Source organism: Duganella sp. LjRoot269, from assembly GCF_964254095.1.
GTDB lineage: Bacteria > Pseudomonadota > Gammaproteobacteria > Burkholderiales > Burkholderiaceae_D > Rugamonas > Rugamonas hordei.
Genome location: NZ_CAXUSL020000001.1, coordinates 502618 through 526862, shown reverse-complemented (window position 1 = coordinate 526862; position 24245 = coordinate 502618). Strand labels below are relative to the sequence as shown.

The 24245-nt window shown below is 60.8% G+C and carries 17 protein-coding genes and 1 pseudogene; 11 read left to right on the top strand and 7 right to left on the bottom strand.

Annotated features, from left to right (window positions below):
* Window positions 1–6 precede the first annotated feature (6 nt).
* Together ACSQ3S_RS02285 and ACSQ3S_RS02280 are read right to left on the bottom strand one after the other, a co-directional pair.
* On the bottom strand, window positions 7–2391 hold the full coding sequence (locus tag ACSQ3S_RS02285; RefSeq protein WP_436141476.1) for a PepSY domain-containing protein: 2385 nt from the start codon (window positions 2389–2391) through the stop codon (window positions 7–9).
* Entirely contained in the window at window positions 2388–4448 is a 2061-nt protein-coding gene (locus tag ACSQ3S_RS02280; protein WP_436141475.1) for a TonB-dependent siderophore receptor, read from the bottom strand. Before ACSQ3S_RS02280 ends, ACSQ3S_RS02285 begins: the two co-directional genes overlap by 4 nt.
* Before the next feature lie 161 nt (window positions 4449–4609).
* On the opposite strand from ACSQ3S_RS02280, the gene ACSQ3S_RS02275 reads away from it, so the two are divergent.
* From ACSQ3S_RS02275 to ACSQ3S_RS02265, 3 genes are all read left to right on the top strand, one after another.
* Window positions 4610–5347 (top strand): GGDEF domain-containing protein, encoded by a 738-nt coding sequence (locus tag ACSQ3S_RS02275; protein ID WP_436141474.1) that lies wholly within the window; start codon window positions 4610–4612, stop codon window positions 5345–5347.
* A gap of 486 nt (window positions 5348–5833) precedes the next feature.
* A complete protein-coding gene (locus tag ACSQ3S_RS02270; RefSeq protein WP_436141473.1) occupies window positions 5834–6580 on the top strand; it encodes an SDR family oxidoreductase in 747 nt (248 codons plus the stop codon).
* Between the two features lie 91 nt (window positions 6581–6671).
* A complete protein-coding gene (locus ACSQ3S_RS02265; protein ID WP_436141472.1) occupies window positions 6672–7592 on the top strand; it encodes a LysR family transcriptional regulator in 921 nt (306 codons plus the stop codon).
* A gap of 121 nt (window positions 7593–7713) precedes the next feature.
* On the opposite strand, the gene ACSQ3S_RS02260 is transcribed toward ACSQ3S_RS02265, so the two are convergent.
* The 3 genes from ACSQ3S_RS02260 to ACSQ3S_RS02250 all read right to left on the bottom strand — a co-directional run bounded on the left by ACSQ3S_RS02260 (window position 7714) and on the right by ACSQ3S_RS02250 (window position 9795).
* Window positions 7714–8193 carry a DUF4437 domain-containing protein gene (locus ACSQ3S_RS02260; RefSeq protein WP_176653119.1) on the bottom strand — a complete coding sequence of 160 codons (480 nt, stop codon included), beginning with the start codon at window positions 8191–8193 and terminating at the stop codon, window positions 7714–7716.
* A gap of 46 nt (window positions 8194–8239) precedes the next feature.
* Window positions 8240–9031 (bottom strand): type 1 glutamine amidotransferase domain-containing protein, encoded by a 792-nt coding sequence (locus ACSQ3S_RS02255; protein WP_176653120.1) that lies wholly within the window; start codon window positions 9029–9031, stop codon window positions 8240–8242.
* Between the two features lie 65 nt (window positions 9032–9096).
* Complete coding sequence (locus ACSQ3S_RS02250; RefSeq protein ID WP_436141471.1) at window positions 9097–9795, bottom strand: isochorismatase family protein; 699 nt, start codon at window positions 9793–9795, stop codon at window positions 9097–9099.
* Window positions 9796–10209: 414 nt separating this feature from the next.
* Here ACSQ3S_RS02250 and ACSQ3S_RS02245 point away from each other — a divergent pair, with 414 nt between their 5' ends.
* The 4 genes from ACSQ3S_RS02245 to ACSQ3S_RS02230 all read left to right on the top strand — a co-directional run bounded on the left by ACSQ3S_RS02245 (window position 10210) and on the right by ACSQ3S_RS02230 (window position 13664).
* Window positions 10210–10998 carry a type 1 glutamine amidotransferase domain-containing protein gene (locus ACSQ3S_RS02245; RefSeq protein ID WP_436141470.1) on the top strand — a complete coding sequence of 263 codons (789 nt, stop codon included), beginning with the start codon at window positions 10210–10212 and terminating at the stop codon, window positions 10996–10998.
* 101 nt (window positions 10999–11099) lie between these two features.
* Complete coding sequence (locus ACSQ3S_RS02240; RefSeq protein ID WP_176653123.1) at window positions 11100–11495, top strand: ester cyclase; 396 nt, start codon at window positions 11100–11102, stop codon at window positions 11493–11495.
* A gap of 59 nt (window positions 11496–11554) precedes the next feature.
* Window positions 11555–12880, top strand: coding sequence for an MFS transporter (locus ACSQ3S_RS02235; protein ID WP_436141469.1), 1326 nt, complete (start codon window positions 11555–11557; stop codon window positions 12878–12880).
* A gap of 142 nt (window positions 12881–13022) precedes the next feature.
* Complete coding sequence (locus ACSQ3S_RS02230; protein WP_436141468.1) at window positions 13023–13664, top strand: TetR/AcrR family transcriptional regulator; 642 nt, start codon at window positions 13023–13025, stop codon at window positions 13662–13664.
* Window positions 13665–13747: 83 nt separating this feature from the next.
* Here ACSQ3S_RS02230 and ACSQ3S_RS02225 read toward each other — a convergent pair whose 3' ends face one another.
* A complete protein-coding gene (locus tag ACSQ3S_RS02225) occupies window positions 13748–14287 on the bottom strand; it encodes a methylated-DNA--[protein]-cysteine S-methyltransferase (RefSeq protein ID WP_436141467.1) in 540 nt (179 codons plus the stop codon).
* Between the two features lie 496 nt (window positions 14288–14783).
* Between ACSQ3S_RS02225 and ACSQ3S_RS02220 the strand changes: the two genes are divergently transcribed.
* Complete coding sequence (locus ACSQ3S_RS02220; RefSeq protein WP_176653127.1) at window positions 14784–15881, top strand: GlxA family transcriptional regulator; 1098 nt, start codon at window positions 14784–14786, stop codon at window positions 15879–15881.
* A gap of 13 nt (window positions 15882–15894) precedes the next feature.
* Here ACSQ3S_RS02220 and ACSQ3S_RS02215 read toward each other — a convergent pair.
* Window positions 15895–17480 (bottom strand): annotated as a pseudogene (locus ACSQ3S_RS02215) (methyl-accepting chemotaxis protein).
* An 828-nt stretch (window positions 17481–18308) separates the two neighbouring features.
* On the opposite strand from ACSQ3S_RS02215, the gene ACSQ3S_RS02210 reads away from it, so the two are divergent.
* From ACSQ3S_RS02210 to ACSQ3S_RS02200, 3 genes are read left to right on the top strand one after another with little or no spacing between them, the layout of a single operon-like run.
* Complete coding sequence (locus tag ACSQ3S_RS02210) at window positions 18309–19526, top strand: efflux RND transporter periplasmic adaptor subunit (protein WP_176653129.1); 1218 nt, start codon at window positions 18309–18311, stop codon at window positions 19524–19526.
* 14 nt (window positions 19527–19540) lie between these two features.
* Window positions 19541–22696 (top strand): efflux RND transporter permease subunit, encoded by a 3156-nt coding sequence (locus ACSQ3S_RS02205; RefSeq protein WP_436141466.1) that lies wholly within the window; start codon window positions 19541–19543, stop codon window positions 22694–22696.
* A complete protein-coding gene (locus ACSQ3S_RS02200) occupies window positions 22693–24174 on the top strand; it encodes an efflux transporter outer membrane subunit (protein WP_436141465.1) in 1482 nt (493 codons plus the stop codon). The genes ACSQ3S_RS02205 and ACSQ3S_RS02200 overlap by 4 nt, the downstream gene beginning before the upstream one ends.
* The last annotated feature ends 71 nt before the right edge of the window (window positions 24175–24245 follow it).

The window sequence follows — 24245 nt, the reverse complement described above, 5'->3', positions numbered from 1 at the left end:
CGCCCTTTAATAGACGTCGCGGCGGTAGCGGCCGGCCTCGGTCAGCTCGTCCAGTGCCGGACGGCCGATGATTTCCTCCAGCGCGGCGTCGACGCCGCCGGCCATGCCTAGCAGGCTGCCGCAGACGTAGATGACGGCGCCGTCGGCCAGCCATGCGCGCAGCGTGTCGGCCTTTGCCCGCAGGCGGTCCTGCACGTAGCCGCCGCCTTCCGCGTCGCGCGAGAAAACCAGATCCAGCTCGGGCAGGGAGCCGCCGCCGCGCCAGCGCTCGATCTCCTCGGCGCAGATGCTGTCGAACGCGCGTTGCCGCTCTCCGAAGATCAGCCAGTTGCGCTGCAGGCCATCGGCCACGCGGGCACGCAGATGCGAACGCAGGCCGGCCATGCCGGAACCATTGCCGATGTAGATGGCCGGCAGCGGCTGTGGAGGCGCGTCGAAGGCCGGATTGGCGATCAACCGCACCCGCACGTCATCGCCGATGGAAGCCTGCGCGGTCAGCCAGCCCGAGGCCTGGCCTGCCTGGCGCACCACCAGCTGCATGCCGCCGTCCTGCGGCAGCGAAGCGAGCGAGTAGCGGCGCGGCACCAGGTCCTTGCCGTAGTGGCCAGGCCAGATGTCGATCAGCGCGCCGGGACGCCAATCCGTCGGAGGCCCGCTCAGCGTGAGTTCGTACAACGGCGCGCCGCTGCTGCCGGGATTCAGCAAGGTGCGCCGGGCAAGGCGCCAGCTGGCGTAATCGCTGTCCGGTATGGCGGTCGACAAGTTCATGTCGAGCGCATCGCCGCCGATTAATTCACCCAGCGCGTGCGACCAGCGGGCCAGCGCGCCGGGATCGCCGTTATCGACCTCGATGATCGGATGCAGCGCCTGCGCGCCCAGTACACGCAAGCGCTGGTCCAGCGTCTGGCCGAAACCGCAGAACTGCAGGTAATTGCGGTCGCCCAGCGCCAGCACCGCGTATTGCAGATGCGCCAGTTCGCCGGCGGCGGCATGCAGCAGGCGGTTGAAGCGGCGCGCCGCATCGGGCGGTTCGCCCTCGCCGAAACTGCTGGCGACGAACAGCGCGCGGCGATAATTGCCCAGCAACAGAGGCGTGAGCTTTTCCAGCGATTGCACGTGCACCGCGACACCGGCCTCGCGCAGCGCGGCGGCGCTTTGCAGCGCAAGCCTTTCCGCCTGGCCGGTCTGGCTGGCGTAGGCCATCAGCACCGGATCGTGCATATCGCCCGACACCGGCACCTCCGCCAGCCGCGCGCGCTCCGCCTGCGCCTCGCGCTTCTGGCGGCGGCGCTTCAGGTACAGCATCCAGCCCGTGACCGCAAAGCCGGGCAGCGACAGGCTGACCAGGAACATCAACACGCGGCCCGGCAGGCCGAAGTAAGTCCCCATGTGCAGCGGATAGATGACCGACAGCGCGCGCTGGCCGGCGGCCATGCCGTCGTATGGCTCGTTCTTGACGATGTCGCCGGTCTGCTGGTTGATCGACATGCGCCCGCGCGCGCGCACGTGCGGCGCATCCTTCGCCACCCAGATGACCTGGATCGGCTGTTTGGCGCGTTCCGGCGGACGCAGGATCGCCATGCGCCAGTTCGGCGCCTGCTGCTGGAAGGCCGACCACGATGTCGTCAGGTCGACCGCTTCCGCCACGGCGGTACGCGGCGCGCCATCCGTCTTCGGCACCTTGGGTTTGGGCGCGGCAGCTTCGCGCGGCGGGCGCTGCACGCCGGCCCAGCCATCGACCGTATCGCGCACCACGTCGAAACTCCAGTACACGCCGCTGGCCGTGAAGATCAGATAGCCCGCCAGCGCCCACGTTCCCGCCACCGAATGCAGGCCCCACAGGAAGGAGCGGCCCTTGAGACGCGCGTCGAACGTCAGCCAGGTGCGCCAGTCCAGCGCACGGCGCGGCCAGCGCAGATACAGCCCGCTCAGGGCCAATCCCATCAGGCAAAGCGCCAGCGTTCCCACCACCGGGCGGCCGCTTTCGCGCGGCAGCAGCAGGTAGCGGTGCAGCGACTCGACCCACTCGAACGCGTCGTCGTAGCGCAGCGGCGGCAGCAGCGCGCCGGTGTAAGGGTTGACGAAGATGGTCTCGCCGTGTTTTTCCCCCGGCGCCGGCGCAAAGCCGACACGGGCCGTCGTGCCAGCCTCGGAATACACGATGATGCTGGTGATGCGCGCCTCGGGATGCGCACGCCGCGCGATCTGCGCAATCTGCGGCGGCGCCAGCACCGGCGCCGTTTGCACGGCCACGCTGGTCACGCCCGGATTGAGCAGGTCCAGCAGCTCATCGCGGAAGGCGAGGATGGCGCCGGTCAGGCCGATCACGACCAATACCGAGCCAGCGGTGATGCCGATGAACCAGTGCAGCTGGAACCAGAGCTTTTTCACAGGTCGGCCTTCACGCTCAATTTGACCAGGCGCGGCATGCCGGCACTGAGGCGCGTGCCGGCGCCGGCCCAGTACCGCTTGTCGCCGGCGTTGTCGATATTGGCTTGCCACGTGGTGCGCTTGCCCATCAATGTCGTCACGTAGCGGCCGCCGGCGCTGAACAGCGTCACGCCGCCGAGGAAGGCCTGGTCAAGATCGTTGACCGGCCGGCGGCCGGTGAAGTAGGCGCCGCCGTTGAAGGACAAACCTGGCACCGCATCCAGTTCATACGACAGGAACGCGCTGGCGGTGCGTCTGGACGCGTTCTCCGGCACCTTGCCGTTGTAGTTCGCGTTGATGTTGCGGAATTCCGGCGCGATCCACTGCGCCGACGTTTGCCATGACAGCTGACGCGCCAGCTTGCCCTGCGCGGACAACTCCAGGCCGCGATAGTGCTGCTCGTCGTCGGCGGTGAAGAAGTTGGCGGTATTGGTGTAGTAGCCGGGACGATTGATGTCGAACAGCGCCGCCTGCACCAGCGTGCCGCCCGGTACGCGCCAGCGCGCGCCCAGCTCCTTCTGGCGGCTCACGCCCGGTGCCATGCGTTCGCCCACGTTGGCGCTGCCCGTCGGCGCGGTTTCGCCTTCTTCCAGTCCCTGCGAACCGGACGCGTAGAACGACAGGTCGGCGGAGGCCTTGTAGATCAAGGCCGCCATCGGCGTGGTCTTGCTGACGTCGTAGTGGTTCGCGCCCTGGTCGCTGGTGTACTGCACGCTGCGCACGCCGGCCACCGCCTGCCAGTGCGGCGAGAAGGTCAGCCGGTCTATCGCATAGACACCGCCATCGCGCGAGTCCAGCGCGGCGGTGGTCGGCACTGTCGGCACGGCGCCGTAGGTCACGCTGGTGATGGCGCCCGGGTTGTACAGGTTTTGCGCGGCGACGGTGTAGGTCGATTGATAGATCGGGTCCTGGCTCTTGTCGGTGCGGGTGGCGCCGAAGGTCACGTCGTGCTGGACAAAGCCGGTCGCCACGCTGCCCGCCAGTTCCGCGCGCAGCATGCTGGAGTCGACCACGCTGTGCTGCAGATTGCCGTTGATGCGGCCCGCGCCGGTCTGCAGCGCCGCCGTGTTATTCAGCCTGAAGATGGCCAGCCTGCGGTCGCGCGCCGTTTCGGAATGGCCGCCTTCCACCGTCAGGGCCCAGACGTCGCTCAGCGCATAGTCGGCGCGCAGTTGCGCATTCCTGGTTTGTGCGTCGAAGTTGGCCCAGTCCGGGCCGATCAGCCGGTGCGGATCGACCGTGGCCGGCAGCGGAATCGCGCCGTTGACGACGGCCGGCAAGGCGATGCCCGCCTGCTCGGTCACACCGCGCTTGTCGTATTCGAGATCGGCCTTCAGGCGCAGGCGCGCATTGACGCGCCAGTCCAGCGCCGCCGACGCGAAGCCGCGGTTGCCGTTGCCGACGTTGTCCAGGTAGGAGCCGAGCGTGCCGGCGGTGGCGTTGATGCGCACGCCGAACTGCCGCTCCCCGCCGAAGCGGCGCGCCACATCGGCCGTCGCCACCGCCGTGCCGTTCTGGTCGACCGTGATGCCGACCGTGCTGACCGGCGCGGCGCCGGCGCGCTTGGTGACGAAGTTGACCACGCCCGCCGGCGAGGTGAAGCCGTAGTACAGCGCGGTGGCGCCCTTCAGTACTTCGACGCGCTCCTTGTCTTCCATCGGCACCTGCGAGAAGTTCATGATCGGCAGCGTGCCGTTCAGGCGGTAGTTGGTGCGGTTCTCCACCGCGATGCCGCGTATGACCAGCTGGTCCCAGGTGTCGCCGCCATTCTGCTGGCGCGTGACGCCGGCGGTGTTGCGCAGCGCGTCGTACAAGCCGCCGGCCGCCTGCAATTCCAGCACCTCGCGCGTGACCACGTTGACGGTGGCCGGCACGTCCATGATGTCGGCGCCGCGGAAGCTGCCCGCCTCCACCGTTTTCGGCGCAAAGCCGTCGGCACGCGCCGCCGTCACCCGCACGGCCTGCAGGACCAGCTCATCCGCCTCCTGCGCTGCGGCGGGAAAAGCCAGGGTCAACATGAGGTACAAGGGCAGGCGGACGTGGGGCATGGCGGCGAAATAGAGCGAAGGTTACACATTATATCGATAATGCGAATCATTATCAATTGCGATTACTACGTACGCCGCCCCGCCTTGACGCCCCAAACCGCCGCAACCATACTTGGGCCATGGAGAAACCTTTGCCTTGGGCCGATAGCACGCCGGGACTGACCTTGTGGTCGGCCATCCTGTTTTGCTGCTTCAGCGCCCTGCTGGCGGCGCTGTACCTGCTGCCGTCGGTGGCCAGCCTGCTGTGCTTGGTGCCGGTGCTGTCCTACCTGATGCTGGGGCAGAGAATGGGCATGGTCTACAGCGTCGGCTGGCCGGTGCTGGGCATGGCGATACTGATGCTGCGGCCCGGCAGCACGGCCGAGGAGCTATCCAGCCTGGGTGCGACCCTGCTCGGCGTCGGCGTGCTGTCGCACCTGTTCGAGGCCAAACGCGAGGCGCTGATACAAGCCTTGCGCCGCACCGCCGCGCTGGATCCGGTGACCGGCCTGCACAACCACCTCTACCTCGAATCCATCTTCAGCCAGCTGACCCGTCCGCAGCGCGGCAAGCCGGCCACCGTGTCGCTGATGCTGATCGACGTGGACCAGCACGACGACGCTGCGCTGGTCCACGTCGCCCGCCGCATCGAGGAAGTCTGCCGGGGCAGCGACTGGGCGTTCCGCTTCGGCGACGCCCGCTTCTGCGTGCTGGTGCCGTGGGTGACGCAGGTGCAGGGTCAGCAGATCGCCGACCGGCTGAAGGCGGGCATCGAGGCCGGCGAATCGCACCGCGTGCACCCGCGCATCGGCCTGGTGCGCTGGCCGGACGACGCCGGCACGCTGGCGGGACTGCATCAGGCCGCCGCACGCCATATTCGTCCTGCCTGATCAAATCCGGTATAGGCTATGCAGTTGCAAGCAAAATCTACTCACCAAGGCGCCGTTGAGTGTCACCAAAGGTGAGATTCCGTGAACCACAAATCAATGACTTAGACGAAAAAGTCTCAGTAAAGATGAGACTGATTTGAGCAAAAATTGAGATTTAGGGGCGATCTTGTTCGTTTGCTGGCCGGATGGACCCGGTCAGATTGACCCGCCCTCCATACCCTCGCGACGCCGCGACCCCGTAGGATTGTTCAAAACCTAATTCCCTTAGATCCTCATGGATCAGGCGCGTCGCCGCGCCCGCCCCCCCGATTCCGGTCATTTCCTCATTTTTCGATTAAATGTTGCGCAAATTTAGTGGATTCCATAAATAAATGGCGAGACCTACTATTCACACCAAGCGAGGCATTCGCCAAATCCACAAAGCGACGCGTTTGCCAGCTGTTGTATTGCGATCCGACTTAATCACTTTACTTAAAGGAAAATATTATGAAACTTCAAAACAAAGTAGCGTTCATTACTGGCGGTACATCGGGCATCGGACTGGAAACTGCAAAGCTGTTCCAGGCGGAAGGCGCTAATGTCGTGTTGGTTGGTTCGAACGCCGACCGTCTGGCAGAGGCCGGCAAGGAACTCAACGGCAAGGTTCTGCTGGTCCAAGCCGACATCCGCAAGGTAGCCGACATCGAACGTGCCGTCGAAGAAACCCGTGCGAAGTTCGGTCATATCGACGTCGTATTTGCCAACGCTGGCGCCAGCACGGTCGCTCCTCTCGCTGCCGTCACGGAGGAGTACATCAACGACAACCTCGCGTTGAATTTCACTGGGACATTCTTCACGATCCAAAAAACGGCCCCCCTGATGAAGAAGGGCGGTAGTGTGATCGTGACGACCTCCTTCCTGAACACCATCGGCTATCCAGGCCTGTCGATTCTGGCAGCGGCCAAGGCCGCAACGCGTTCGCTGGTTCGTACCTTGGGCGCCGAATTGGCACCGCTCGGCATCCGGGTTAACGCCGTCAGCCCGGGCGCAATCGCCACACCGTTCTATGGCAAGATGGGCCTGCCTGACAACGTGCTGTCCCAAGTCGCCGCCAGTATTACAGACAAGGTTGCACTTAAGCGTTTTGGTGAGCCTGCCGAGCTGGCCAAGACGGCCTTGTTCCTGGCAAGCGACGATTCGTCGTACACCACCGGAACCGAAATGGTGGTTGATGGTGGTTTGACACAATTCTAATGAGTTCCCCGTCCTGGTGGACGGGGTTTAGGTTCAATTCGGCAACCAAAGGGTTAGAATTGCTTCTTCATATTTTTCCCGGGTGCGTCACTTGGACCGACTAGAAGCGATGGCGATGCTGGTGTCCTCAGTTGAGGAAGGTAGCTTGTCGGCCGCTGCCAGAAAGTTGAACATACCGGTTGCAACGCTCACGCGGAACGTCAATGACCTTGAAGCGCTGGTGGGCACGAGACTGCTCATCAGGACAACAAGAAAGCTCGCGTTGACCGATGTTGGCGCCGAATATGTGGCCACGGCAAAGCGAATTCTTGAAGAGGTGGACGAATTGGAACGGCGTGCCGCCGGCGAATTCACGACCCCACGGGGAGAACTGGTCGTCGCCTCACCTGTGCAGGTCGCTCGTTTGCGAGTGCTGCCGGTCGTTAACCAGTTTCTCGCGCTATATCCTGAGATTCGAATCCGGCTCGTGCAGTCCGATCGGATTATTGATTTGGTTGATGTGCACGCCGACGTAGCAATCCGTGTTGGACGCCTGCGCGATAGTAGTTTGGTCGCTACGCGGGTTGGGGCATTACGGGTGGTGACGGTAGCCAGCCCGACTCTTCTGGATAAATATGGCTGGCCGGAGACGCCGGAAGACTTGCGTGAATTGCCCTGCGTCGTATTCGATAGCCCTAGTCTTTCGCCGTGGCGTTATCGTAGCCAGGATACGGGGCAAATCTACACGATCGCTGACGTACCGAGGTTGCTCGTTTCGTCGCCCGATGCAGCGGTTGATGCGGCGATTGATGGAATCGGTGTGACGTTCATCCTTGAACACGATGTGCACGAGGCGGTAATAGCAGGGAAGTTAAAATACATCCTGCAAGATTTCGAGATTGAACCGATTCCGGTTCACGTGGTTTACCTCTCCCGAGCAGCAATGCCAGCAAAGTTACGGCGATTCATTGATTATGCTGTGCCGAAACTTCGCGAGTTGCTCGCTGAATTCGGGCGCATTCCTTCCGCTTGAATTTACTTTCTCCGGGAGGGCGGTTGAAAGCGGGTGATCGCGAACCAACTCATTGCCGTGCCGTACGGCCCGCGAGTTGCTCGGGATGATCACCCGGATTTCGATGCCAACCTGGTTCCGCTTATTCGGTTTTCGGCGGTATCTGGGCATCGAATTTCTGGCTCTGCACAACCCAGGCCTCGCATCCATCCTTGGACAAGCATTCCGTGATGTGAGCTTCCAGGCCGCGCTGGTACCAGTACGAACCCGGGCCCATTTTGACGAGTGGTTTTTCCGGGTTGTAGTTGGCCATTTCGCCCTTGATGACCACGCCGTAGTAGTCATAGGTGTGGCTATGGACGGGACTCTTGAAGCCGTAAGAGAACTTCATGAAGGTGCCGTGCTCCCGGTTCTTTTGATCGCCATAACCATCGACGACCAGGATTTCACTGCCGTCCTCTCCTTTCAGTCCGGTGTGCTGAAACTTCAGCGCGCTGGAAGGAATCGATACGGACTTGCCGCCCTGGGCTGGAGGGTATGCAAAGCCACTGTCTGCGGCATTCGAAACCGACGTGAATGTTAAGGCCGCCAGGGCGATAGCTGCTGCGAATTTGATTTTCATAGTTGGACTCCGTTTTCTGTTGGTAAAGATAGCTCGCCGCGCGCTCTCAAGCGCGCTTGTCGAGTGCTGCGATGAAGTTGGCCGCCAGCTCATGGTCCGACATCGGATTCTGTGCAGTGATCAGCTCGCGATCAACGACGACGTGCGACGTGAAGTTCTCCGCGGTCGTGATTACTTTTCCTCCTGCTGCCTCCAGCGCATCCGGCATATTGAAGAAGAGCTTGGCTTTGAAGACATTGTCTTCGGCGAATTCCTCTTCGCCGCGGGAGAAGACCGTCATGCGATAACCTGCGTATGGCCAACCCTTGGCCAGGTCGCGCGCCTTGGCCTGGTCGCCGGCGATCAGCGCCGCGCGGAATTCACGCGCTTTATCAAGCGCCGCGAGGATGCCCATCGGACCGTGGCAGATGGCGGCCGTCGGCTTGTTGTGAGCGTGGAAGTGACGCAAGACCTCGCCCGCGTCCGGGTCTTGCATGACGTCGACGACGGGAGCGTGACCGCCAGGGAAGAACACGCCGGCGTAGCGGTCCAGCCCCTCGTCAATCACGGACCGCAAGCTGCGTACCGCGTTCATGGCCGGGGCATTGTTGAAGAAATCCCGCGCCCGGGTTCTGGCCGCATCGTCGTTGGCGAAATAAAGCAACGCGTCGGAATCTTTATCCACGTGCGGCTTGTCGCCGGTCGGCGTGGCGAGGACGAAGTCGTACCCGGCGGCCTCGATCGCCATCAGCGGCACGGCCGTTTCGTTGAGGAATTGGCCGATCGTGATGGTGCCGCCGGATTTGGCCTCCAGCTGGGTTGCGTTGGAACCGACGACGAGAATAGTGCCTTTGCTCATATGAACTCCTGAAAAAAAATGTGATGTTAGTTGGGTGAATCAGATTCTTGTGGACCGCGGGCAGGTCATGCGCCGCCGATCCCAGCCATCCGGCGGACCGTGTCTTCGGCGGTCCATACGGCGTTGGCCATGAAGCGCCAGTTGATCATCGCCGCGTCGTAGCCCGAGCCTTCCTCGTTCTCTGCCGCGGCCACCGCGTCGCGCACCATCGCCACTTCAAAGCCGTTCTGGATGAGGTTGCGCATGTGGTCTTCGAGACAGAGATTGGCGACCGGGCCGGCCATGATCACCTTTTCGATACCGCGCCGACGCAGCAGCAGTACGAGATCGTTGGTGGGTGCATAGGAGACGTGGCGCGATGTGATAGTCGTGTTGTCGTCCTCCATGTACTTTCTGAAGCGGTCTGGAATGTCCGCCCCCGAACCCTGTACCCCCTCGAAGCTGAGCGCGCTCTGGCGGGCAACGACCCCGCCATTGAGCGCCAGGTCTTCCATGGCGCCCAGGTGCGTGTGTCCATGATGGCCGTGATGATCGTGAGGGAAGAAGTAGTGCGGCGACATGAAGACCGGAATGTCGTTGGTTTTCGACGTCTGGAGCAGCGTCTCCAGCTTTTCATTCACCTTATTTTTCTTCATCAGCTCCGCGATGAGAACGTGATACTTGCCACCTTCGGTCAGAAAGTCGTTTTGGATATCGACCAGCACCAAAGCGGTCCGGCCTTTTTCGAGTTCCATTTCTGGATTGCGGTGTGTAAAGGTAGTCATTTCCTAAGTCCTATAAAAATGAAGCGATGAGTAGGTTCTGGCCATGTTCGAGCCTGACCAGATGCAGCGCCAATTTGCGACGGACAGGAACAAAACCATATGGCCTATCCCCGCTCGTTTAGATGATGACACTGCACTGAAATTAATGGTAATACCCATCCTCTAAAAATTCAAGAGTTTTTTTCGCATGCGTGAAAACCGTAGAGAAAAACCGCTTGACACTTTAGATGATGAGTATTATCTTTGCGTTTAGTGAGATTGAATCAGCTAAAAAGCACGGCAAGTCCGAATCATGTGGCGTCGGATTTTCATGCGATCGCTGTTCTCAGATTCACTATCCCCACTAATTGGGTGCCGGTTCGACTGCTCATGGTGAGCAGCCGGGGCGGCCCCGCAAAGAAAAAGGAAATCATCATGAAAAAGGGCACAATCCTGGTCGTCGGCTCCAACGCCACCTTGCTGGAAGCGAAAGGCGGCGGCACGATTTTGATCGGACAGTTTTTGAACGAGACGGCCGTGCCGATCATGGCGTTGGTCGAGGCGGGCTACGACTTTGTTCTCGCCACGCCGACCGGCGAGAAGCCGCATATGGATAAGGATTCCGATGCGCTGATCTATTTCGGCGGCGACGATGAAGCTCGTCAACGCGCCCGCAACTTCTTCGTCAACGACCCCGCCATGAACAAGGTTCGCACGCTGCGTTCGGTGGTCGACGATGGACTGGACCGATACGCCGGCGTCTTCTTCCCCGGCGGCCACGCGCCGGTGGTCGACGTCATGCAAGACCCAAGCGTGCGCGAGATACTTCGCCATTTCCACGCACACAAAAAACCCACTGCGGCAATCTGCCACGGACCGGTGTCGATTCTTGCGGAACTGAACACCGCGCGGGAATTCCGGGCCGCGTTGATCGCCGAAGACAAGGCCAAGGCCGCCGAACTGGCCAAGGGTTGGCAGTATGAAGGCTACCGCATGACCGTCTTCTCGCGCAGCGAGGAGGAATACGCCGAGGACAACGTATTCCATGCCAAGCTCCACTTCAACATGCCCGACGCGCTGGAGGCGGCCGGCGGCAAGATCATCACTGCGGACAACTTCACGTCGCATGTGGTCGTCGACCGCGAACTGGTGACCGGCCAGAACCCGATGTCCGACCACGAGCTGGCAGAGAAGTTTATCGCTGCGCTCGATGGCGCCGCCTGACGCTCCCAGGCTTCGCTTGCATCGACAAAGCAGTGCTTCATTACTCAAATTTTTTGCGCCGGACACCCGTCCGCGCGCCGCGCACATCAAAGGAAAAGATCATGACCAATACCAAAAGCATTCAGGAAAAAAATAAAGAAGCCGTCGTAGCCTTCTACAAGCAGGCGCATTTTGATGGCGATGTCGATGGCGCAATCGCGCTTTACGTCGGCGACACCTACATTCAACACACGCCGGCCGCCGAGGACGGTGTGGAAGGGCTGCGAAGCTACATTAACTTTTTCCTGAAAGCGTTCCCCAACGCCAGGGGTGATATTCGACATGTGATCGCCGATGGCGACATCGTCGCCGTGCATGCCCATTGGACCGGCCTGATCGGAAAAAATGGCGATGTGGGTGTCGATTTCTTCCGTGTCAAGGATGGCAAGCTCGTCGAGCACTGGGATGTCATCCAGACGATCCCCGACACATCGAAAAACGGCAACACCATGTACTGATGCCGCTGGCCGGGGCGCTGGACGCCCCGCCGACAGACAGCCCACATGGAGATTTGATCGTGGCTCACTACGAAACTATTACACCCACCCAGCCAGGCAAGCCGGCGCCGGGGCCCGCCGGTCACCGCGCGGCGATCCGCGCCGGCGACGCGCAGTTCTACGGCTGGCGCGTCGTCGCCGCCGCCTTTGTGGTGGCGGTATTTGGCTGGGGTACGGGTTTTTACGGACCGCCGGCGTATCTGGAGATGGTGCACCAGTCGCGCGGCTGGTCCATCGCGCTGGTGTCGGGGGCGGTGACCCTGCACTTCCTGGTCGGCCTCGCGCTCATTCCCACGCTTCCGGCGCTCCACCGCCGATTCGGGCTTCCGATCATGACCTTCGCCGCTGGTGTTGTCATGGCGCTGGGGGTGGTGGGGTGGGCGTGCGCGGCCGTTCCCTGGCAGCTCTACGCGGCGGCGGTCCTGACCGGCATCGGCTGGTCCGCCCTCGGCGCGGCGACGGTTAATGCCATCGTCGCGCCCTGGTTCAACGCCAGACGCCCGCTGGCGCTCGGTGTGGCGTTCAACGGCGGCAGTGTCGGCGGCGTGATATTTTCTCCGCTATGGATCGCGCTGATACACAGCGTGGGGTTTTTAACGGCGGCTGTCGTGGTCGGCGTCGTCATGGTCGGGACGCTCGGTGCGCTGGCCGTCCTGGTTCTTGGGCGGTCGCCCGAAAGCCTCGGCCAGTCGCCCGATGGCGCAACATCGGCCGGCGGCAATCCGGCGTCGGCTGCGATTGCGGAAACCGGCATCCCCGCGCGCTTCGTTCCATTCCGGGATCGAGCATTCCTGACGTTGTGTATCGGGATGACACTGGCGCTGTTCGCGCAGACCGGATTGGTCGCCCACCTGATTTCGGTGCTGACGCCGGCTCTCGGAGCGCAAGGCGCGGGCCTGGCCGCCGGCGCCTGCGGTGTGGCCGCGGTGGCTGGCCGCCTGGTCGTGGGATGGAGGGCATCGGGTCGTTCCAATTGGCGCGCGATCGCCTCGCTCAGCCTGCTTTCCCAGGCGCTGGGTTGCGGCATCTTTATCCTCGCCGGCGGCGCCGATGTTGCTCTGTTGATTCTTGGCGTGGTGCTGTTCGGGTTCGGCGTCGGCAATGCCATCTCCGTTCCACCCGTCATCGCCAATATTGAATTTTCGAGCCGGGACGCCGCCAGGGCGGTCGCGTTGATCGTCGCCATTTCGCAAGGCGCGTACGCGATGGCGCCGGCCGTGTTTGGCCTGCTTCGACAGACCTGGTCGGACCACAGCATATTTTTAATCTCCGCCGCGATCCAACTGCTGGCGGTCGTCGCCTATTTGTCCGCACCGGACAGCGCCAATTCCAGGAGTACGAAATGACGGCAACACCCCAGGCACAAGCGGCATTGTGCGTTATTTTTAGTTTAGCTGTATCATCTAACTTATACAGGCGTCACATTATCAATCCGACACGACCTCGCCGCCGGGGAGGATTGAAGCCACATTACCAAGGAGTTAAGCAATGAAAAAGTCCAAAGCCGAAACAGCGGAGACCCACAAGCGGATCGTCGAGGTGGCCGCGCAGGCGTTTAAGAAAAAAGGAATCGACGCCACCGGCGTGGCTGAGGTGATGGTCGCCGCGGGCCTGACGCATGGCGCGTTTTACCGGCACTTTCCTTCGAAGGAAGCCCTGGTCGCCGAAGCCGCGACGGTCAGCATGGATGTGTTTGTCGACGCGGCCCAGTCGGCGGCCTCCAAGGGCCCCTCTTCCTTTCTCAAATACCTCCGAAGCTATCTGACGTCCGAGTTCCGGGACGAGGAGTTGGGCGGCTGCCCGGTGATCCAGTTGGGCAGTGAGCTGGCCCGCGTCGACACCGCCACGCGCGAGGGCATCTCCAGGGGCCTCAAGCAGTTGATCGAGATCGCCGTCAAGACGGGCGGCGCCGATGCCGGCGACTCCGCAGAGGACGACGCGATTTTTACGATATCGGCCATGATCGGCGCGATAACGATGTCGCGGCTTGTTGACGACGCCAAACTGTCGGAGCGCGTCCTCGACGTAACAAAGAACCGCCTGCTGAAGCCTCCCCGCAAAACGCCGGACGACAAGCTGGGAGCCCCGGTCAAACCGAGGAAAGTGAGCGCCAACGGCAAGTCTCTGTAGACTTCGTTTCGAAAATAAAAAACTGCCTCCAGATCGGAGGCAGAAAAATCTCCCAAGGGAGACTAGGAAACTTGTGTCAATTTCTATATATTCAGTGAGCACTGGCTACCTACTCCCCTGTCAACGACTTTGCCCTGCACCAGGTGGTGCCCTTCCACCGTTAACAGTATTTCCTTTGCTCTCAGGCCTCCGGCGAAACCGGTCATAGCGCCCGTCGCCCCGATGACCCGATGGCACGGCGCGATGATTGAAATAGGATTTCGTCCATTCGCGGCCCCAACCGCACGCACCGCGGTCGGCAAACCAATTTTCTCGGCAATCTCGCCATATGTTCTCGTTTCACCGAACGGTATCTTTAGCAATGCAGCCCACACCTTCTTTTGGAACTCAGTTCCGTTGAAATCAAGCTTCACGTCAAAGGTGTCGCGGCGCCCGTCAAAGTATTCGGAAAGCTGCTCTGCGATCTGGGCCAGCACCACGCTATTTTTGTTTTCCGTCATGGGGCCGAGCTTCACACGGTTCGGGCGGTCCATCTCCCATAGAATGGCGGAGAGCGCATCACCCTTAGTTACGATGCGTAATTTTCCAACGGGTGAATCAACCCAAATGTATTCGTAAGACATCGATTTTCTTTATTCAACAGAGCTGTTTTTCGCTTCGAGATTCACGGCCGAGGCAATGGAAAAACTACGGTCCCCCGCGCCATTTTTATTCCCGCAGCGTTAGGCCTGCCTTAACTTCATTTTAATTTTGACGTTGATTGAGAACAAAATGTTTGACAAAAAACGGGCACTTTTTTGCCACCGTGTCTAGCACGACGGTAACGTTTCCATTTTTCAGTGATATCAAAATGCGCCAGTCTCACCTCCCCCAAGGGCCGTCACATGGCATTCTGCGGTCCTTCTAGCCGATTTTGACGCAATTAATTTAGCTCCCGCGTCGCTACCAGCTTGCACTCGCCGCTCAAAATGACGCATTGCCAACGAGTTCTTGGTCCCTACTAACATTTTTTCTAGACGTGTAAGATGCATGGTAGAAGTATCTATCGGGCATGAGGCACCCGGCCACGAGCCTCGCGCCGGCAGACGAAGACTCCATTTTTTGTTTTGAGGTAGCAGCATGCCTAGTCGTCAAAAAATCATCGTGTATCTGGTTTCTTCGCCAGGGGACCTTATAAGTTTAGTCTCGATTACATCCGTGTTTTCATACCCCACCATAGATGGCGAGCCGGCTTATATCCCGGTACTGCTTTCGACGCTTTCGGAGCGCGAAGTTCGCGGCATAGATGGCGTCACGGTGACCAACTGCATTCCCTATACCGACTATGATGGAGCTATCGATACGCTAATTGTTCTGGGAGGCACGGGCGTTTTTGAGGCGCCTGCGTTGGAGTTAATTCAGTGGATACGCGAGCGGGCGTCTCGCGCGCGGCGCATTGTCTCGGTCTGTACTGGGGCATTCGTGTTGGCACCTACAGGCCTGCTTGATGGAAAGCGCACCACTACGCATTGGCATCACTCGCACAGGCTCGCGCAACAATATCCGAAGATTTTGATGGAGCAAGACCAGATTTTCATCCAGGACGGCAATGTCTATTCGACTGCCGGCGTGACGGCTGGAATAGATATGGCCTTAGCCATCGTCGAGGAAGATTTCGGTCACAAGATGGTCGCATCAATCGCACACGCTCTTGTGCTCTACGTTCGTCGGCCGGGAACCGAAGTCCAGTACAGCGCAATGCTTGCCCAGCAAGATAGCGTCGGCGGTTCGCCAATGCGAAGTTTGCCGGCCTGGGCCAAGGCAAATCTGACAGAAAAACTTGGAGTTAACACCCTGGCTAAAATCGTTTCGATGACTCCACGCACATTCGCAAGGCATTTTGAGCTGCATTTCAAAATGACTCCTGCACGTTGGGTACAGGCTCTTCGTGTAGAGGCCGTGTGCGAGCACCTCGGAACTGATGACCTTCCGCTCAAGGTAATCGCCGGACTGACGGGCTTTCGCGATGAGAAATCACTTCGCCGGGCCTTTGTGCAGCAGCTCGCGATAACGCCGAAAGAATACCGGGAGAGCTTCGGTCTTTCGCGTGGCCGCTTTGCAACTCCGCCAGTTACGCCGCGAACCGAGGGATGCCATTCGATATCATCGGATGGACTTGGCATTGACGACTCTCGAGCCACAGGTGCCGTGCGCCCAAAGGCCTTCAGCATGAAGTAGACAAGCGGCCTCCTTACCGAAGGCGGACCATCTTCACAGGGACATCCCTGCCATGCACATCCACTTCGACAGCGACGTTCTTGATGCCTTCCAGCCCGCGCCGCGTCGATGTGCGGTCAACCTTAAATACGTGAACCACATCCATCAAGACTGACGCCTGTTCTTGCAGCGCAGCTGAAGCATCGGCCGCTTGTTCCACCAGTGAAGCGTTCTGTTGGGTCACGTCATCCATTTCAGTGATCGCCTGGTTGATCTGTTGAATGCCGGCCTCCTGCTCCATGCTTGCAGTCGTGATTTCGCTCATGATGTCCGTCACTCGCCGGACTGATGCGACAATCTCCTCCATCGTTGCGCCCGCTTGGTCTACAAGCGTGCTGCCGATTTCGATTTTCTCTACTGAGGTGTCGATTAAGAACTTTATTTCCTTCGCAGCGCTTGCGGAACGCTGGGCCAGGCTGCGCACCTCCGTAGCGACCACAGCAAAACCCTTGCCTTGCTCGCCGGCGCGTGCGCTTCAACCGCCGCGTTGAGAGCGAGAATATTCGTCTGGAAGGCGATGCCGTCGATGACATCGATGATGTCCACGATTTTTTTCGCGGAGTCGTTGATTGCGCCCATCGTATCAACGACTTCGGAAACGACCTTTCCGCCGCGACTGGCAACATCAGAGGCGGAGATGGCCAGGGTGTTCGCCTGTTTCGCATTGTCAGCGTTCTGTTTTACGGTCGACGACAGCTGCTCCATCGAAGACGCAGTCTCTTCCAACGCGCTCGCCTGTTGTTCCGTGCGGGCTGACAAATCCAGGTTTCCCGCAGCGATTTGGTTCGTCGCGCTTGCGATGGTGTCTGTGCCGGTTTGCACTCGCAGAATGTTACACGAGAGCCGGAAGCACATCTCCTTCATAGAGAAAAGCAGGCTGGATTTGTCACCGTCTTTGGTCTCGACAATCATGGTTAAATCACCCGCTGCTACTGCCTTTGCGACGCAGGCGACGTATTCAGGTTCGCCGCCCAACTGCCCCGTAAGCTTTCTTGAAATCGACAACGCAATGAGTATTGCGATACCAATCGCGATTCCGTTCACTGTGAAAATCATGGCGTAGGCGGCATTGGTGATTCGCTTGACGTCGGCGGCCCTGGATATGATGATTTTGGATTCGCTTGCGGATAACGTAGCTATTGCAGCCTGCGTAGCGGTAAGGAACGGAATCGTTTCAGACGTTACCGTCGCGATTGCGTCTTCCCTGCGCCCGTCTTCAATCAACTTCAAAACCTTGTCAATCGAATCCGCGGCCGTTACACGGGCCCTGACGATGTCGGCGAGCAATGGCCGGTGCGAGACCTCGCCGTCTACTGATTCAACGGTCGACAATGCATCGCTTCTCTTGCTTCTGTTTCTCGTGATTTCCTTACGAAGGTGCTCCATGCGCGCCACATCTTTGACAATCGTGAGCTCCAATACTGCCAACCCGTTGGAGCGGACAAGCGCCTCAATGTCGGTGATGGCGTAGGCGACCAAGCGGTCCTTGTCCGTTAATGTGTTGGTAATTTCCTCCACATCCTGAAGACGCGAAACCCCAATCAAAGCAACGACGACCATCAACAGCAGCAGTGCGCCAAATCCAAAAGCCAAACGACTTGCCACGGTAAGTTTTTTGTTGAACATTTTTAATCTCGCAGAAAAAGTGGATTGCTCAGGCTCCGGTTGGCGTGTGCTGAGCCACGAAAGTAGCAATGCACTTCCTCGTACTCCTTCATGACCAGGTCGTGAAATTTCTTTACGAAAGTTAATTCTGGCTGCCATTCAAAACAAAATGTTTGACAAAAAAGGGGCAATTTTCGCCAATGCGCGTAATGCGTCCGACTTGGGGAATGGCAGAATTTGTACTTTTTTTGTCAAACATTTTTTTTTAGATGCAGGCCAAGATACGCCATCTCCATAGTCCACATTCTCAACGGATGTGTAATGCCTTCAAACATTCATCAGCGCCTTTATGCACTCCGCAAAGTCATCGCCGAAGCGCAAATGAAGTTCTGCGGCAATCCGGCGAGGACTGCTGTACCCACCCCGTATTCTGGCCATGATCGCAATGTGGCCGCGCTTCGCACCCCATGCGCGCGCACATCGCGCCGCCGCGCACAAGACATAACCCGCCCCCCAGCTTCCTCAGCGCTTCCCGGCAGGCCATCCCGTCGGCCGGCGTTCTCGCACCGATTCCGATTTCACATCCATTTCGCGCCACCGCACAGCCATGGCAATTTTTTTGTGCAAGATGATCATCTAAACGTTGACTTTTTAGATGATGAGTTTTACCATTAAATCATAGTGTCACCTGATCATCTAAATTCGGGTCAGGCAGTCGAATCGACGCTTGCGGCAAACATCACTTAACGACGCAAATCAACTTCAAGACCAACAAGGAAAATTATGAAGAACGATATCTATCAAGACGATGCGGGATCCTCGGGCACGCGGGGGATTAAAAAAATCTGGATCGGCTCCGGCATCGCGTTGTCGGCCATCGCCTTGGCGGCAGGCCTGGCCGTCTATTCGGGCGACTCGCCCGCCAACACCTCCCCCCCTCCGCCGCCAAACGTGACCGTCGCCACGCCATCCCAGCGCGACCTGGCGCCGCAACTGGGATTTCTGGGGCAATTTTCCGCTGTGAGCAGCGTGGAAATACGCGCACAGGTCGGCGGTATCCTCACTCAGATCGGTTTCAAGGACGGGAGCGTGGTGAAAAAGGGCGAGTTGCTGTTCGTCGTTGATCCGACGCCTTACGAAATCCGGCTGAGCCAGGCCAACGCGCAGCTGGAGACGGCGCGCGCGCGTCTGGAACTGGCATCCCGCGAGCTGCAGCGCGCCGAGACGCTCAAGCGCGACGATGCGGGCAGCGGTCAAAACGTCGACCAAAGAGCAGCCGAGAAGCGCGAGGCGCAAGCCGCCGTGGATGCGGCGCAGGCGCTGATCCGCGACGCCCGCTTCGACCTGGATCGCACGCGTATCACCGCGCCCTTCACCGGACGCATCGGTACCCATCTGGTATCGGCCGGCAACCTGGTGTCCGGCAGCCGCGCCGGCGGCGCGCAGACGACGCTGCTCACCACGCTGGTCTCCCTCGATCAGGTGTACCTGAACTTCGACATGAGCGAAGCCGATTACATGGCCTTCATGCGCGAACGCACGAGCCAGAAGGGGGAACTGGCCGACAAGGTGGAGATCGCGCTGAGCGACGAAAAAAACTACGGCCGCCAGGGCACCCTCAACTTTATCGACAATGCGCTCGACAGGTCCAGCGGCACCATACACGCGAGGGCGACGGTGCCTAATCCCGATTTGATGCTGACGCCGGGCGCCTTCGCCCGGGTGCGCCTCGCGCTATCAGACGCGAAGCCGACGCTGCTGGTGCCGGACGCGTCGGTGCTGGCGGACCAGTCCAACCATATCGTGCTGACCGTGGGCCCGGACAATACCGTGACGCCCAAGCAGGTGCAAATCGGCGAGATGCGCGATGGCTTGCGGGTGATCCAGTCCGGATTGAAGCCGACGGACCGGGTGGTCACCGCAGGCATTCCGCTGGCGGTGCCTGGCCAAAAGGTAACGCCGCAGAACGCTCCGATTCAAACTGTCGCGAACCTGCGCTAAGGACGAGGTAAATCATGAAACTAGCCCACTTTTTTATTGAGCACCCGCGGTTCGCCGCCGTCCTCAGCACCTTCATCGTGATCGCCGGCCTGGCCACGATGTTCTTCCTGCCCGTCGCCCAGTATCCCAACATCGTCCCTCCGGCGATCGATATCACCACCTCGTTCCCCGGCGCCTCGGCGGAAACAATCGCCAACACGGTCGCGACGCCGATCGAACAGGCGGTCAATGGCGTCGAGAAGATGGACTACATCACCAGCCAGTCCACCGGCGATGGCCGCCTCACCACCACCGTCATATTCAAGGTCGGCACCGATCCCAACACCGCGCTGATGCTGACCCGTAATCGCGTGCAGGATGTCCTGTCCCGGCTTCCCCCCGAGGTTCAACAGCAGGGCGTCACGGTCAATAAAACCGTGAAGGCGCTGCTGCTGGGGATCCACGTCATCTCGCCGGACGGCTCGCGCAGCCCTGAGTACTTGTCCAATTACATGCTGAAGATCCGCGACGAGATCGCGCGGCTTCCAGGTGTATCCCAGTTCTGGGCCTTGGGCGAGCGCCAGTACGCCATGCGCGTCTGGGTCGATCCGGACAAGGCTGCGGCCTACAGCATCACCGCCAACGACATCCTGGCGGCATTGCGCGCGCAGAATGCTCAGGTGCCGGCGGGTGTGCTCAACAAGCCGCCGATTTCCAGCCATTCCGCCTATGAGATCAATGTCGAGACGCTTGGCCGCCTGACGACGCCCGAACAGTTCGGCGACGTCATCATCAAGTCGGACCCGCAGGGCCGGGTCACCCGTGTCCGCGATGTGGCCCGCGTGGAGCTGGGCTCGATCGACTACGGCTCCAAGGCCTATGCCGACAGGTATCCGTCGGCGCCGTGGTGGGTGATCGCCACGCCAGACGCGAACGTGGTCCAGGTCGAGCGGGCTATCTGGAAGAAAATGGCCGAACTGAAGAAAAGCTTCCCGCCCGGCGTCGACTACATCGACCACCTGTACGATCCGACCACCTTCGTGAGCCAGTCGATCGAAGAAGTGATTATCACCATCGCGGTGGCGATCGTGCTGGTCGTCGGCGTGGTGTTCCTGTTCCTGCAAAGCTGGCGCGCGACGATCATCCCCGTGGTGGCCATTCCGATCTCGCTCATCGGCACCTTCTCCGTCATGGCGCTCACCGGCGCGTCCATCAACAATCTCTCCCTGTTCGGACTTGTGCTCGCGGTCGGGATCGTGGTCGACGACGCCATCGTGGTGGTGGAAAACGTCGAGCGCAACATGGTGCTGGGCATGGCGCCCCGCGAAGCGGCGCATCAAACGATGAAAGAGGTGTCGACTGCGCTGATCGCCATCGCGCTGACCCTGTGCGCAGTCTTCGTCCCGACGGCTTTCATCTCCGGCATCACCGGCATCTTTTTCAAGCAGTTCGCCATCACGATCGCCGCCTCCACCATTATTTCGTGCTTTGTCTCCTTGACGCTCAGCCCGGCGCTGTGCGCCGTCTTGCTGAAGCCACACGCGAAAGAGGACGTGCATCCGGTCATGAAGCCTCTGCAACGCTTCTTCGAGCGTTTCAATGTCGGTTTCGAATGGATGTCGACGAAATACGGCAAGCTCACCGGCCGCCTGGTGCGCGCGACTGGCGTGATGCTCGTGGCCTATGCGGGTCTGATCGGCCTGACTTCGTTCCAGGTATCGAAGATGCCCACCGGTTTCATCCCGGACTCCGACATCGGCTACCTGGCCACCATCGTCATGCTGCCGCCGGGTTCGAGCCTGGAGCGTACCGACGAGGTGATCCGCCAGGTCAATGAAATCGCCCTGAGCACGCCGGGGGTCGAACATACCTCGCCGACGGCCGGCTTCGACGTCACCACCTACACCGTCGCCCCCAACGTCGGCACCGTGTTCTCGTCGCTGCCGTCCCTGTACGGCAAGCACGTACCGGGCGTCAACGCCGCATCGATGGTTCAAACCCTGCAAAAGCGATTCAACGCGGCCATCAAGGACGCCTACGTCATCACCGTCATGCCGCCGACCGTGCAAGGCCTCGGATCGGCGGGCGGCTTCAAGCTCATGCTGGAGGACCGCGGCGGCTTGGGTCACGAAGCCCTGGCCAAGGCCGCCAACGATCTCGTCGCCGCAGCGAACAAGGACAAGACCTTCGCCGGCACGTTTACGCTGTTTAACGCGGGTTCGCCGTCGCTGTACGTGGATGTCGACCGGCTCAAGACGCAAAAACTCGGCCTCACGCCTGGCGATGTGTTCTCGACGATGCAGCTCTACCTGGGTTCGCAATACGTGAACGACTTCAATTTCATGGGCAGGACCTATCCCGTCTATGTGCAAGGCGACCAGCAGTTCCGCGAGTCGGCCGAGGATATCGCACGGTTGAAGGTGCGTAACGCCAGCGGCGAGATGATCCCCGTTGGCTCGGTCGCCAGCTTCAAGGACCAGACCAAACCGTATCGGGTGCCGCGCCACAACCTCTATCCCGCCGCGGAAATCATGGGAAGCGCCGCGCCCGGCGTGGCGTCGGGCAGCGCCATGAAACGCATGGAAGAACTCGCGAAGCAGACCCTGCCGAACGGCATCGGGTTCGAATGGGCGGACCTGGCCCACCAGCAGGAGCAGCAGGGCATCCCGACCATGTTCATCTTCGCGGCGTCGGCCCTGTTCGTGTTCCTCGTGCTGGCGGCCCAGTATGAAAGCTGGAGAATCCCGCTCGCGATCCTGATGATCATCCCGATGTGCCTGCTGGCGGCGTCCAGCGGCCTGCACCTGCGCGGCCTGCCGATCGACATCCTGGCGCAGATCGGATTCGTGGTGCTGCTCGCCCTGGCGGCCAAGAACGCGATCTTGATCGTGGAATTTGCCAAGCATCACCAGGACAACAGCGGCATGGAGGCCGAGGAGGCGGCGGTGCTGTCCGCCCGTGAGCGTCTGCGCCCCATCCTGATGACGTCGCTGGCCTTCATCGCCGGCGTCGCGCCGCTGGTCGTCGCCACGGGAGCGGGTTCGGAGATGCGTCGCTCGCTGGGGACGACAGTGTTCTTCGGGATGCTCGGGGTCACCATATTCGGCTTGATGTTCACGCCGGCGTTCTACACCGTTGTCCGAAAATTCAAACTGGGCACCCATTTCCTCGGCTTTAGGAGAGCAGCATGAGCACCATTATTCCCGTTTCAATCAGGATCGCCTTTGGCGGCTTGCTGGCCGGATTGGCATTGGCCGGCTGCGCGGTGGGCCCTGACTACAAAGCGCCGGAAAACAGTCTGGGCGCGTTCCACAACGCGAAGCCCTTGTCGGGCAAAGCCGACGTGAACACCCCGCCGCTGGAGCGCTGGTGGCTGGGTTTTGACGACCCGGTCCTGACCTCGATCGTTGAACGGGCGCTACGGCAGAATCTCGACCTGGCCGCCTCAATCGCCCGCGTAAGTCAGGCGCGAGCAGCGGCCGGTGGCGCGGCGGCGCAACTGGCGCCGACGGCGGACCTGGCCGGTGCCGCTGTCGCACAGCGCCAAAGCCTGCGCAGTCCGCTCGGCGCCATCGCCGGTGCCAGCCCCGGTTTCCAGCGCAATACCCATGACGTCACAATCGGGCCGGCGGCAAGCTGGGAATTGGATCTGTTTGGCGGGCTGCGCCGCAACTCCGGCGCGGCCGAAGGGGAGGCGCAGGCGGCGGAGGCCGACCATTCGGGCACGCGCGTCAGCATCGCCGCCGACGCGGCAGACGCGTATCTGCAGATACGCGGCTATCAGGCGCGACTGCTCATCGCGCAAAAACACATCGAGACCGACGAGCAGCTTCTGGCGCTGGTCAACCGCCGATATGCCGCGGGTGTCGCCCAGGGCCTGGAGGTGGCGCAAGCCGACGCCTTGCTGAAAGCCGCGCGGGCGACGGTGCCGCCGCTGCGTATCGCCATCGAGCGCCAGTTGAACCGGCTGGACGTGCTGATGGGCGTCCAGCCGGGCACCTACGCGAGCGAACTGCAGGTCGTGGCCGACATACCACGCATTCCTGCCGTGCCGGCGGACGCCCAGCCGCTCGATGTGCTGCGACGCCGTCCCGACGTCATTGCGGCCGAGCGCCGGTTGGCGGCCTCCAATGAACGCATCGGGGCGGCGATCTCGGAATACTATCCCAAGCTGTCGCTGTCGGGAGCGCTGGGGTTTGACAGCGTCAACGGCCATCAGTTCTCTTCCAGCGCTTTCCAGGCGGCGGGCGGTTTGGGCTTGCGCTGGCGCCTGTTCGATTTCGGAAAAGTGGACGCCGATATCAAGCGCGCAAAGGGCGCCAACGCCGAGGCGCTGGCGGTCTACCGCCAGTCCGTGCTGCGCGCGGCGGAGGATGTGGAGAACGCATTCATGGGTCTTTCACAGACTCAGCTCAATGTGACGCAGCTGCAGGACGAAGTCCAGTCGTTGGAAAAGGCCCGTGCGCTGTCGGCCAGCGCATACCGGGCGGGGTCGATCACGCTCACGGATGTGCTCGATGCCGACCGGCAGTTGCTGGGAGCGAAAGATCTGCTTGAAACTCAGCGATCCGATGCCGCCAGGGCCGCCGTCGGGGTCTACCGCGCATTGGGCGGCGGATGGGATCCCGCCATCGCCATCGCGCACGCCGAGGGCAAGGTTTCAAGATAGCGTCCGGATGCGGCTGCCGCGTATCCAAAGGTCGATCCCGATCGGACTTCGGACTGCGACAGCCGCCTTTT